The organism is Cellulophaga sp. 3_MG-2023 (genome assembly GCF_030546975.1).
Classification (GTDB): domain Bacteria; phylum Bacteroidota; class Bacteroidia; order Flavobacteriales; family Flavobacteriaceae; genus Cellulophaga.
The window spans coordinates 612661-626584 of the sequence record NZ_JAUOPS010000002.1 but is presented as its reverse complement, the minus strand read 5'-3'; the positions used below and the strand labels follow the sequence as shown (position 1 = coordinate 626584).

Here is a 13924-nt window from a genome sequence, read left to right as displayed (position 1 = left end):
TCCGTAATTGTAGTAAAAAAAATAGTTTTACATTGTAAGAAAATTTAACAACCAAAACTAACCAAACTACATTATGTGCGTTTATACAACCGTATTGTAGAAATAAACGCAATTAATTGAGTTTATATGTAGTTTGGTAAAGCAAAAACCGAACACGAAAGAAAATACTACAAAGTGAAAATTAAAACAATAAAAATTCAAAATTTTAGAAGTTACCAAAACGAAGTCGAAATTGAATTTGGCGATTTAACCACTTTTGTTGGTAAAAACGATATTGGAAAATCAACAGTTTTAGAAGCTCTTGACATATTTTTTAATTGTGGTAAAGGTGTTGTTAAACTCGATAAAGATGACGTAAACAAGCAAGCACTTGCAAATGGAAATAAAGAAACTATTATTTCAGTTTGCTTTGAAGAACTGCCTACAAATATTGTAATAGATAGTACCAACCAAACAACTTTACAAAACGAATATCTTCTAAATTCAAATAATCAACTCGAGATTGTTAAAAAATATTCGAATGGAGGAAAAGAAAAAGTTTTCGTTAAAGCGAATCACCCAACAGGAAATAATTGCAAAGATTTACTATTAAAGAAAAATACTGACCTTCAAAAGATTATTAGAGACAACTCTATAACTTGTAGTAATCAAACAATAAATGCTGTAATGAGAACAGCGATTTGGCAACATTATACATCTGATTTAGGTTTATCAGAAATTGAAATTGATGTAACCAAAGGAGACACAAAATCAATTTGGGATAAATTACAATCATATTTACCATTGTATTCGTTATTTCAGTCAGATAGAAAAAATAGTGACGGAGATAGTGAAGTACAAGACCCTTTAAAAGAAGCTGTAAAGCAAATTTTAAATGATTCAGAACTTAAAACAAAATTTGACGAAATAGCAACTGAAGTAAAAACAAAACTACAAGATGTAGCTACAAGAACATTGGCTAAAATTCAAGAAATGAATCCAGAAATAGCCAACAGTTTAAATCCAATAATTCCAGCAACTGAAAGCTTGAAATGGACAGATGTTTTTAAAAGTGTTTCTATTGCAGGAGATGAAGATATTCCAATAAACAAAAGAGGTAGTGGAGTTAAAAGACTAATTCTCCTTAATTTTTTCAGAGCAGAAGTGGAGAGAAGAAAAGTGCAAGAGAATATACCAAGTGTTGTTTACGCAATTGAAGAACCTGAGACATCTCAACACACAGAACACCAAAAAAAGCTAATTAAAGCATTTATAGACTTATCAAATACTGCAAATACACAAGTTATTATAACAAGTCATAGTGCTTCTTTGGTAAAAGCATTAGAATTTCAGCATTTGAGATTGGTTAAATCAGATAATCAAACAAAATCAATTGAAAATGTACTGCCAAATCGATTGCCTTACCCATCATTGAATGAAGTAAATTACTTAGCATTTTCAGAAATAACCGAAGAATATCATAATGAACTTTATGGCTATATTGAATTAGAAGGAGAAATGAATAATTATAGAAACGGTAAAACAACAATGCCCTATAACAAATTTAACAGAGACGGAGTGTCTATAAATGTTCAGAATATTATTTTAACGGATTATATCAGACATCAAATCCATCACCCCGAAAACACAAACAACACAAGGTTTACACCTGAACAATTAAGAGATTCTATAAATTTGATGAGGAATTTTATTGAAACATTATAACTAAAAAAAGCCAGCCCCTAACAATGGCTATAAGCAATTGGGGCGATAGTGATAAAACAAAAGTATGAACATAAACAAAGGTCAAAGCTAAACCAAAAAGTTAAGGCGTAAATCCCCAACTGCCCATAGCCGAGACCGTTAGCGGTAATGCAAAAAAATCATTAAGAAAAAAATGTCAGCTAAAAAGAAAAGAAGTCGAATTCGACAAACGCGAACTGAATTTCAAAAGGCATTTGACCCTTATCCTGGAATGATTATACCATTTTCTTGGTCAGAAAGATTACCCGAATTTCTACACATATCAATCGCGCTTAATGAATTTTACTACAAAACTGTCAAAAAAGACTTTGCTGAAATTGCTGATTATGTAAATGACAAATTTGATTTAGAACAAAAATTTCATTTTAATCTTACTCACACTGTAAAGTTGATAAAAGAAGACAAAGAACTTCTAGATATAATTTTCAAAACATCATTTAAAAAAGGATTTGAACAAATATTAGGTTTTTACTCTGAACTCTTTGACTTTAAAATTAAATATGATTTAAAACCAGACATAAAAACTATTTTCATAGGCTATAAAGAGATTCTAGACGGTCGTTCAGATATTTCAATTTTATGTAAGTATATAATGGTTCAATACAAACATATTGGACAAGAAGACCCTTTCCAAATTTTCAACTGGAATGAAATTGATGAAATATTGAACCCCATAAATATTTCTAGAGTAATGTCTTTGTTTCCACCATCAATTGGACAGTCAGAATATTTAGATTTGGAATTATGTGAATCTATTTGGCTCTATAACTATGTACGCTCACCATTAATGCCAAAACCAGACGATTCAAAAATGGAAGAAGACAACTTTAAAGAAATGAAAATCGAAAAATTGACTGATGAACTGAAACAATTGTATTCAGAATTCAAAGAGCTCAATTTGCTTTCGATTTATCCGAAGTTTATAGCTGAAGTAAATATGGGCTTCATAGCTCGAATCTGTAATTTGACGTTCGATGTCGTAGATTTAGTTGAAACGCATAAAGGAGAGATTGCCGAAATTGTATTTAGAACAACATTGGAATCATTTATTGTTGGTAGTTGGCTTTATAAACGTAAAGACATAAATCTTCATCAAAGATTTAGGGATTTCACAACCGGTAGGGATAAATTTTTTGGTCAAAAAATTGCAGAACAAGCAATTGACGACAAAATGAAAAAAGAAGCTGAAAAAATGGTTGCAGACGCAATCAAAGAAGCTGGAGTTAGAGAAATAAGTGTTGCAACTGAACGTGGTGATATTTTCGATAAGAGAATTGACCAGATGGCAGAAGAAGTTTGGGGGAAAGATAACCAATACTATTTTCTGTATAAACGAACTTCTGGAGTTGTTCACGGACAATGGCAAGTTATCGCAAAATATCATTTAGCAAAAAGTTTTAACCCAATGCACAACGGTTTATATTGGTATAATGACAATAAAAATCATTTTGCTGGACTCATTCCCGCATTTTGTTGTTTGCCTCTAGCTAGTAATTTTCTTATTCGTGCACTTGACGATTTTGAAGATGATGATGTTAAGGAATTGAAAGAAAAACTATTAGATATTGAGAGTAGAATTTGGGAACAGTATATGGTTTATTATAAAAAATATATACTCCCAAATGAAGAAACTGCGGAATAAGCACTACCACTAACACGGTATAAAAAACATAGGGCGTTTCTGCTAAACCGAAAGTTCTGTGCATATTAATAAAGTCCGCTAAATATAAAATTTGGCGTTTATAGTAGAAAAGATAAAAGCAAAATATTTATATTTAGCTAAGTAATAAATCGAAACGAAAGTGCTTGTCACTTGTCCTACGTTTATTATAATGAACGTTTTACCACATTTGAGAAATGAAATACTTTACACCAAAATCATATAGGATTAAGCAGAAAATATTAGAGTTCTTATCTAATGAACGAATGAAAAATGGTGGTCTTAATCCATCAAAACAATGGGAATTTACTATTAAACAGATTTGTGAAAACATAGAGGAAAATTTTCATGATGTAAATATTCAATTAGATTATTTATATTATAAAAAGTTAGTGTATTGTAAAAAAAATGAGTCCGAATTAACAAACCCATACTGTTTTGCAACTGATGAAGGAATTACTTTGTTTTCTTCAAAATCCATATTAAACGAGGGACTTTTGTTTGGTTCAAGTGTTTTTAACAACATATCGACTGGATTTTTTCAAATTATCATTGCTTTTGCAACAATTATCTCTCTTTGGTTGTCATTTTCAGAAACTAATAAGCTATCTGATAAAGTAGATAAATTAGAACTAAAATTAATACGGACGGAATTGAACATAAAAGAATTAAAATTAACTTTCCAAACTCAAAATAATTCCCACGACACCAAGGTAGATTATCAAACCAAGTCTCAAACCGACGAAATGGACTCAACCAAAGTTGGTCATTCGGAAACAAAAAAATAAAAACGTTTGCCAATAATGGCTATAAGTAATTTACTTTTCTCGTTTATTTCTGATAACCCTCACTGATTTTTAGTTTGGTGTTTACTTGCAGTTAGTGTTTAACTAAGTAATTACTCATACCTTAGGGCTTTAGAAACAAGTTTAAATTACCTTTTTACTTATGCTAAATTCATAAACATACAATAGTTTCAAATCAAAGTTCCATTTTACTATATTTGCTTTAGTATTTTATAGTATGATTACAAAAATTGATATTAAAGGTTATAAATCAATTAGAGAGCAAAGCGTTCATCTAAAGTCTTTAAATATATTGATTGGTGGAAACGGAGTAGGTAAAAGTAATTTTATATCTATTTTTTCCCTAGTTAGAGCTATCTATGAGCAAAATCTAGCAGACTACGTTATTCGCAAAGGAGGAGCAGATAGCTTTCTTCATTTTGGTAAAAAGAATACTCAAGAAATATTTTTTGACTTCCATTTTGGTAGCGAACGTAAAGATACAAATCGTTTTATAGTAAAATTAGCAAATAATCAGGACTCGTTATACATTAAATCAATTGATACGGCCTTTAAATCATATAAATGGCATTATCAAAATTATGAAAAAAGTATTACTGAATCACAGTTTAAATATACTTACCATGGTCAAGCTTTTTATGTTAATGACAGATTAAAAGAATTTAAAGTATATCACTTCCATGATACTAGTGATACTTCACCTATGAAAGGTTTTAGTAATATCGATGATGATATTTTTTTAAAAAAAGATGGATCTAATATTGCTGCTTTCTTATATCATTTAAAATATTCATATCCTAAAAACTTTATAAGAATAGAAAAAACTATAAAGTCTATAGCACCGTTTTTTGACGGTTTTATTCTTGAACCATCAGGTAGAAATGAAAATCAAATTAAATTGAGATGGCAAGAAGTGGGTAGTTATGATGCTTATTTTGATGCATATAATTTATCTGATGGAACATTAAGGTTTATTTGTTTGGCTACCTTGCTTATGCAACCTGAACCGCCAAAAACTATTATAATTGATGAACCCGAATTAGGTTTACATCCTGTAGCTATAAACAAACTGGCGAGTTTAATGAGAAAAGTTACCGATAAAACTCAACTTATTGTTTCTACTCAATCCATAAATTTAATAGATAATTTTGAACCAAATGATATAATTGTTGCTGATAGAGAAAAAAATGAAACAGTGTTTCATCGATTAAATAATGAAGAATTAAATTGTTGGTTGGAAGATTATAGTTTGGGGGATGTATGGGGTAAAAATGTGTTTGGTGGTCAACCTCTTTAAATAATAAAAATGAAAAGATTAGTTTTTATTGTAGAGGGAGATACTGAAGTTATTTTCATAAATGATGTGGTCATTCCATATTTATACAATCTTGGTTTCAAAAATCCAATGAATACTCAAACCATTATAACTAATCGAAAACAGCATAAAAAAGGAGGAGTAGTCAATTATGAATATTTAAAAAATGACATCAACAGAGTTCTTGCACAAGGAAATGTAATAATAACAACATTTATTGATTTTTTCCGTCTTCCTACCAATTTCCCCAACTTTACGATTGATTCGAAATTAATTAATGAAATTGAAGATGGCATATCTATAGATTTTGACAATAACGAAAATATAATCCCATATATACAAAGACATGAACTTGAGGCTTTAATGTTTGCGAAAAAAGATGGTTTTGAATTAGTTATTGATGAAGACGACAAACTTCTTTTAATAGAAAATATTATAGAAGAATATCCTAACCCAGAGGATATCAACAGTAATCCTGAGAATGCACCTTCAAAAAGACTAGAAAGAATTTTCAAATATGATAAGGTTGCTGATAGTGAATTGATTTTTGGAATGTTAGATATTCAGTCAATCATGGATAAATGCCCACGATTTAATAATTGGATGCAAAAAATTATAGAAAAATTATCAGAATAAACCAATTGCCAACAAAGTGCTAAGATGATAATACAAACAAATTCTTCGTTAATTTGAGGCATTATTACAGTAAGCTCATAGATTCCAATACTGGTTCTTTGAGCTTTTTTTATTTATAATATATAAACATAGGCCTTATCACACGACTTTCCTACCTACGATTAACATGTTTTTCTTTGTAAAAGCACGCCATTCGTGTAGCAACTTTTATTGATCCTAAATTTATAATTTCATAGATATTTCTGGAGGGTAAATATATATATATGCTTCAAAACTTACCATTTGTAAACTATTGCATACCAACTATACAATTTATTGGTAATAGATAAAGAACAGTTCTAATTTGTAAGCAACAATATCTTTTTAAGGTTTAGTAATAGACATAAATTAAGACTTGTAAATTCAAATTTTATATTTAAGCTCTATTACTGAAAGCCGTTATGGAATAAAGCAAAAGGATGGTGCTGTTAAATAATGGCCAATGCCTTTAAAAGTCATCATTGAAAATTAAATACTTTTTTTTATGGAAAACCCTTTTGATTTAATTATGGAAAAATTAGAGTTGATAGAAACAAAAGTAGATTCTATTCAAAATGAACTGGATGAAGTTAATAATTCTAGTTTAAAACTTATGGGTACAAAAGAGGTGGTAGACTACCTTGGCTTTGCAAAAGGTACTATTTATGGTTTGGTGTATCAACGTAAAATACCTGTTATAAAAAAAGGAAGCAAATTATTTTTTTCCAAGCAGGATATAGATAAATGGTTAATTAAGAGCAAGCAATTAACAACAGAAGAATTAAATGAGAAAGCTAATAGATATCTCATAAAAAATCCTTTGTTTTAATATACAAAAAGAACTAATATTACTTATAATTACAAAAATTTTATATATCCGCGCAAATTATAATGGCAAAAACCAAAAACACCTTTGAACAAAAACTCTTTAAAGCAGCTGACAAGCTTAGGAAAAACATTGATGCTGCGGAATACAAACACGTAGTCTTAGGGCTTGTGTTTTTAAAATATATTTCAGAATCATTTACAGAACTCTATCACAAACTAGAAGCTGACGAATGGTCTGACCCTGAAGATAGAGACGAATACATTGCCGAAAACACTTTTTTCGTTCCCAAACTAGCACGTTGGACTCATATACACGCTCAAGCTAAATTGCCAAGTATTGGACAAACCATTGATGAGGCAATGGAAGCGGTAGAAAAAGAAAACAAAGAACTTAAAAATGTACTACCACAAGTTTATGGTAAAGCCAACTTAGATAAAACTTCTTTGGGTGAACTAATTGACTTAATCTCAAATACAGAATTACAAGCCGAAAACGAAAACTCCAAGGACCTTTTTGGTAGAGTTTATGAATATTTTTTAGGTGAATTTGCCAATGCCGAAGGAAAAAAAGGAGGTCAATTCTATACGCCAAAAGCCATTGTAAAACTAATGGTAGAAATGATAGAACCATATAAAGGTCGTGTGTACGACCCAGCTAGTGGTTCTGGCGGTATGTTCGTAATGAGTGAGAAATTTGTTACTGAACACGGAAGAAGCATAAAAGATATTACTGTTTACGGACAAGAAAGCAACCAAACTACTTGGAAACTTTCTAAGATGAACCTTGCCATACGTAACATTAATTCCAAGTTTGTAGCTTGGAATACCGAAGGAACTTTTTTAAAAGATGCACACCCAGACTTAAAAGCTGACTTTATTTTAGCTAACCCACCTTTTAACCAAAAGGATTGGGGTGTAGATATCTTACAAGAAGATGGACGTTGGAAACACGGAACACCACCGAACGGAAATGCCAATTTTGGATGGATGCAACATATGCTCTATCACTTATCTCCAAAAGGTGTTATGGCAACCGTTTTATCTAACGGTTCTTTAAGTTCTAACACTTCTGGCGAAGGTGACATACGTAAGAACTTAGTAGAAAATGATTTGGTAGAGTGTATTGTAGCCTTACCAAAACAACTTTTTTATAATACAGGTATTCCTGCTTGTATTTGGTTTTTACGTAGAGAAAAAAGTAACCAAAGTAAAGAAATTCTATTTATTGACTCCTCAGAAATGGGTTTTATGAAAGACCGTGTACACCGAGATTTTTCTGAAGAAGACATTGCTAAAATACGTGACACTTATCTAAATTGGAGGAAAGGTGAAAATTACCAAAACATAAAAGGCTATTGCAAAGCTGCAAAAATTGAACAGGTAGAGAAACACAGCTACGTATTAACGCCAGGTCGCTTTGTTGGCATTGAAGATGAAGAAGAGGATGGTATTCCTTTTAAAGATAAAATGGAAACGTTAACTGCAACCTTAAAACAACAAATGAATAAGGAACAGGAACTTAACGAAGAAATTGCTACTCAACTTTCTAAAATTGGATTTAGTTTATGAGTGGTGTCAATGAAATCCCAAACAATTGGGTGGCAACGACTCTGGGAGATTCAATAAGTATTTTTAGCGGTAAAACACGTCCAAAAAGTGAAGGTAATTATCCCGTTTATGGAGGAAATGGAATTCATAGCTATGGTAATAAATATAATTATGAAAATGAAACTATAATAATCGGACGTGTAGGAGCATATTGTGGAAATGTATTTAAAGAAGAAAATAAATTTTGGCTTTCTGATAATGCTTTAGGAATAAAACCAAATGAAAATTCGGATTTTAAATACTTGTTTTATAAGTTGAAGGATATGAAACTTAACAATGTTTCAATTGGTGCAGCCCAACCACTTTTGACCCAATCATTGTTAAAAGAATTAGAAATAATTACTCCAAAAAACATAGCAGAACAAAAAGCCATAGCCAACATACTAACCGCTTTTGATGATAAAATAGAAAACCTACAAGCCCAAAACAAAAGCTTAGAAACCACCGCACAAACTATTTTTAAAGAATGGTTTGGTAAATATCAAATTGGTGATGAATTACCTGATAATTGGAAGATTTTATCTATTGAAGAATTAGTTGATATAATCATTGATTATCGTGGAAAAACACCTAAAAAACTAGGTATGGATTGGTCAGAATCAGGCATACCAGCATTATCAGCTAAGACCATAAAGAAAGGAAAAATTGTAAGGCGAGATGCAATGAATTTTGGAGATGAAGCATTATATGATTTATGGATGAAAGACGAGTTACAAAAAGGTGATATTCTCTTAACATCTGAAGCTCCTTTAGGCGAAATGTATTACATAAATGATGACAAAAAATATATTTTATCACAAAGACTTTTTGCTCTTAGAGTAAATGAGAACATAACATCTCAATACTTGTATCATTATTTATTTTCTAGATATGGCCAACATCTTTTACAGGCTAGAGCATCTGGTTCTACTGTCGAAGGTATTAGACAGTCGGAATTAAGAAAAATAGAGGTTATTATCCCTGATAGTGATTCTTTAGAGAAAGCTTCTTCTCTATTTCAAAATATATTTGATAAAAAACATAATAACTCTAAACAAATTCAATCATTAAAGGAAACAAGAAATGAATTGTTACCTAAGTTAATGAGTGGAGAAATTAGAATTAAAGAATTTATAAAATAGTATGAAGGAAAAAGTAGTCTTTGATACAAATAAAATGAGAAATACTGACATCAATAATTTCTTAGGGAATCGAGTTGATTTAGAAAAGTTTACTCTAGTTGCTGATATAGTTATTCCTGAAGCTGTAATTCAAGAGACCATAAGACAGAAGAGAACTAAATTAAAAAGTAACCAAGATAAATTTGTTGTAAACCCATTTCATCAATTAGTTGGTCTTAAAGAAGAAAATACAAAGTCATTTAAAATTGATGAATACATTGATAATTTAAGAGCAACAGAAACAATACCTTTTGAAGTTATAGATTTAAAAGACTTTCAAGTTTTAGAAGAAATAAAAGACTTGGCGTATAAAAAATTGGCTCCATTTGAAGGTGGTGATAATACGGATAAAGGCTTTAAAGACGCAATTATTTATTTCTCTGTTCTTGAGCATCTTCAGGAAATACCTAATAAAAAAATATTTGTTTGTACTGATGATATTCGCTTAGCAGAAGCATTTAACAGACATCATAATATTGTTGTTATAAAAACTTTTGATGAATTTAAACAAGAAAGTATAAGTCAATTTACTGATGATTATTTTTTAGAAAAACTAAATAATGAACTTACACCTGATGTTTCAGAAACTAATATTAAGGAATTTTGGTACGGAATTAATGACAACAAAATATTATTAGTTAATGTTGATGATGAAGATTATGTTGTTGAGATTGATAGTGGAGAAATTTCAAGTACAAAATTACGTAGTAAATATGCAGGCAATATTACACGTTTAATCAACTCTAATTCCTTCAGAAATACACACAGTAGAATTGCCGAAATATCATCTTTTATAAATTATTTTTCTGATGAAGAAATTGAAGCTATTCTCAATGCTTCAATAGAAAATGAAGAAATCCGTAGAATTATGGATGATACAGATGTAAAAGAATTCATAGGAGAACTATTTGATGCGAAAAAAGAACTCCTTTCAAAAGAGAATCGAAGTCAATTAAGTGAATTATTGGAGTAAAAAAGAATATTAGATGACAGAAAACACAATAGAACAATCTTTAATTGACCAATTAGTTGGTCAAGGTTACACCTATTATAATGGCACAGATATTTCTCCTATTAGTGAGTTTCCACAAAGAGAATCATTTGCTTCGGTATTACTAGAAAATCATTTTAAAGATTCATTAAAAAAACTAAACCCAACACTTCCAGAATCGGCAAGAGTAGAAGCCTACCAAAAGGTGATAAACTTAGGTACAGAAGATATAATGGAAAACAATGAACGTTTCCATTCATTATTAACCAATGGCGTAACCGTAGAATACACCAAAGAAGGAAGAACAAAAGGAATTAATGTAATCCTGTTAGATGTAGAAAATCCAGAAAACAACAGTTTTTGGGTAGTGAACCAACTGGCAGTTAAAGAAAATAATAACGAAAAACGTTTTGATGTAGTTATCTATGTTAACGGTTTGCCTTTAGTATTTATAGAATTAAAAAGTGCGACAGACGAGAAAGCAACGATACGGAAAGCATATACCCAAATACAGAATTATAAAAAAGCAGTACCAAGTATTTTCTACTACAATGCTATCTGTGTTATTTCAGATGGAATAGATGCGAAAACGTCAAGTGTATCTGCTCCATTTACTCGTTTTTTATCTTGGAAAACACCTAAAGAAATAGCGAATGATGTTAGAACAGAATTACAGATTCTAACAGAATATATGCTTGATAAAAAAGTATTAGTAGAATTAATTAGATATTGTACCGTTTTTGAAAAAGAAGAAAAGAAAGATGAAAAAACTGGCTTAATTTCTCAAGTAAAAATTAAAAAGGTTGGAGCCTATCATCAATACTATGCGGTTCAAAAAGCAGTTGAACAAACATTAAGAGCTACACATTCAAAAGATGGTGACCGAAAAGTAGGTGTAATATGGCACACACAAGGTTCGGGTAAATCGTTATCAATGGTGTTTTATAGTGGGCAGATAATAACGCATCCACAAATGGAAAACCCAACCATTGTAATGCTTACAGACCGTAACGATTTAGACGACCAACTATTTGGGACTTTTGGTAATTGTGTTGGACTGTTAAGGCAAACACCAGTACAAGCTAATAATAGAGAACATATAAAAGAACTATTAAAAGTATCTGGTGGTGGTGTCATTTTTACAACTATTCAAAAGTTCGCACCAGCAGAAGGCAATGTCTACGAAACACTATCAGAACGCACCAATATTGTAGTAGTAGCAGATGAAGCACACAGAAGTCAATATGGATTTAAAGCTCGTGAAGTAGAAACTGATGAAGGAATGGAAACCAGATACGGGAATGCAAAGTATTTACGAGATGCAATGCCTAATGCTTCTTATATAGGGTTTACAGGTACTCCAATAGAAAAAGAAGATAAATCTACACCAGCAGTTTTTGGTGATTATATAGATGTTTATGACATCAAACAAGCAGTTGATGATGGAGCAACTGTTCCTATAAGTTATGAATCTCGTTTGATTAAAATTAAACTAGATGAAAAAACAGCTAAGAAATTAGATGATGAAATCAATGACATTTCAGATGCTACAGAAGAACAATTAGAAAAAGCAAAAAAGAAAACTGCCACAATTGATGCTGTAGTTGGACATCCTGATAGACTAAAAGATGTTGCTATAGATATTGTAACCCATTTTGAAGACCGACAAAAAGTATTTGAAGGTAAAGCAATGATTGTTGGTATGACACGTAATATTTGCGTGAAATTATACAATGAAATTATTTCATTACGTCCAGATTGGCACAATGACGATTTGGATAAAGGAATAATTAAAGTAATAATGACGAGTACTTCAGACGACCCAGAATTATTCCAACCACATCATACAACTAAAAATCAACGAAAAGATTTAGCCACTAGAATGAAAGACACCAATGATGATTTAAAATTGGTGATTGTACGTGATATGTGGCTTACTGGTTTTGATGCTCCAAGTATGCACACTTTGTATGTAGATAAAAAAATGAAAGGAGCAAATTTAATGCAAGCTATTGCTAGAGTCAACCGAGTTTACAAAGATAAACCAGGAGGCTTAGTTGTAGATTATATTGGTATTGGTCAAGACTTAAGAAAAGCAATGGCTACCTATTTACAAAGTGGCGGTGAAGGTTCACCTGTGGTAGATATAAAAGAAGCTATTGCAGGAATGAAAGAGAAATTTGAAATCATAGAACAAATGTTCAATGGTTTTGATTTTAAAGCCTATTTCAAAGTTGATACAGCTCAAAAGTTACAAGTATTATTAGGTGCTCAAAACTTCATTTTGACTACTCAAAAACTAAAGGAACGTTTTTTAAAGGAAGTGACTTTATTATCTAAGCTTTTTGCAATGTCAATTCCAAGTCCAGATGCAGATGCTATTAAAAACGGAGTCGCATTTTTTCAAGCTGTAAAAGCACGGATAAATAAATTTACAGGTGGCGGAATAAAATCTGATTATGAAGTAGAAACCGCAATTAAGCAAATTGTAGATGATGCCTTATCGAGTGATGGTGTAATTGATGTTTTTGATGCTGCTGGAATTGAAGCTCCATCTGTGAGTATTTTATCTGATGAGTTTCTATTGGAAGTGAAAAATATGCAACAGAAAAATATTGCTTTTGAACTCCTAAAAAAATTATTAAGTGATGAAGTGAGTATTCGTAAAACCAAAAATTTAGTACAAGGAAAAAAGTTCTCCGAAATGTTAGAATCAGTTGTGAAGCGTTATCATAACAATCAAATAGATTCAGCACAAGTATTAGCGGAACTTTCAGATATCGCTAAAGAAATGCGTTTAGAAGATAGTAAGTCAGATGATTTAGGCTTAACGCCAGAAGAATATGCTTTTTATAGTGTTTTAAAACAAAATGACTCAACGAGCTTTTTGGATGATGACAAAATGAAAGAATTGATTCATACGATAGTAGATGTCATTAGAAAAAATGCAACTGTAGATTGGAGTAAAAGAGATGATGTAAGAGCTAAATTGAGATTGACAGTAAAGAAAATATTGATGAGATACGGTTATCCGCCAGATGTGGCAAAAATGGAAGCTGATAAAGTGTTATTGCAAAGTGAATTACTGGCTGAAATTTTTACTGGAAAAAATTAGTTTTTTTTAAGTATAGTTAGCAATATCTATAACCGGAGCTCAGC

10 protein-coding genes are annotated in these 13924 nt (G+C 30.9%); all 10 read left to right on the top strand.

Annotated features, from left to right (window positions below; translation table 11 throughout):
* Nucleotides 1-174 precede the first annotated feature (174 nt).
* The 10 genes from Q4487_RS07645 to Q4487_RS07600 all read left to right on the top strand — a co-directional run bounded on the left by Q4487_RS07645 (nucleotide 175) and on the right by Q4487_RS07600 (nucleotide 13880).
* Complete coding sequence (locus Q4487_RS07645; protein WP_303540401.1) at nucleotides 175-1704, top strand: ATP-binding protein; 1530 nt, start codon at nucleotides 175-177, stop codon at nucleotides 1702-1704.
* 172 nt (nucleotides 1705-1876) lie between these two features.
* A complete protein-coding gene (locus Q4487_RS07640; RefSeq protein WP_303540403.1) occupies nucleotides 1877-3385 on the top strand; it encodes a DUF5677 domain-containing protein in 1509 nt (502 codons plus the stop codon).
* 215 nt (nucleotides 3386-3600) lie between these two features.
* Nucleotides 3601-4191, top strand: coding sequence for a hypothetical protein (locus Q4487_RS07635; protein WP_303540405.1), 591 nt, complete (start codon nucleotides 3601-3603; stop codon nucleotides 4189-4191).
* A gap of 235 nt (nucleotides 4192-4426) precedes the next feature.
* Nucleotides 4427-5506, top strand: coding sequence for an AAA family ATPase (locus Q4487_RS07630; protein WP_303540407.1), 1080 nt, complete (start codon nucleotides 4427-4429; stop codon nucleotides 5504-5506).
* 9 nt (nucleotides 5507-5515) lie between these two features.
* A complete protein-coding gene (locus tag Q4487_RS07625; RefSeq protein WP_303540409.1) occupies nucleotides 5516-6160 on the top strand; it encodes a DUF4276 family protein in 645 nt (214 codons plus the stop codon).
* 523 nt (nucleotides 6161-6683) lie between these two features.
* The gene (locus Q4487_RS07620) at nucleotides 6684-7007 is read left to right on the top strand and encodes a helix-turn-helix domain-containing protein (protein WP_303540411.1); all 324 of its coding nucleotides are present in this window, start codon (nucleotides 6684-6686) and stop codon (nucleotides 7005-7007) included.
* 62 nt (nucleotides 7008-7069) lie between these two features.
* Complete coding sequence (locus Q4487_RS07615) at nucleotides 7070-8575, top strand: class I SAM-dependent DNA methyltransferase (RefSeq protein WP_303540413.1); 1506 nt, start codon at nucleotides 7070-7072, stop codon at nucleotides 8573-8575.
* A complete protein-coding gene (locus tag Q4487_RS07610; RefSeq protein ID WP_303540415.1) occupies nucleotides 8572-9735 on the top strand; it encodes a restriction endonuclease subunit S in 1164 nt (387 codons plus the stop codon). Before Q4487_RS07615 ends, Q4487_RS07610 begins: the two co-directional genes overlap by 4 nt.
* Nucleotide 9736: 1 nt before the next feature.
* Nucleotides 9737-10747 (top strand): PIN domain-containing protein, encoded by a 1011-nt coding sequence (locus Q4487_RS07605; protein ID WP_303540417.1) that lies wholly within the window; start codon nucleotides 9737-9739, stop codon nucleotides 10745-10747.
* A 13-nt stretch (nucleotides 10748-10760) separates the two neighbouring features.
* Nucleotides 10761-13880, top strand: coding sequence for a type I restriction endonuclease subunit R (locus tag Q4487_RS07600; RefSeq protein ID WP_303540419.1), 3120 nt, complete (start codon nucleotides 10761-10763; stop codon nucleotides 13878-13880).
* The last annotated feature ends 44 nt before the right edge of the window (nucleotides 13881-13924 follow it).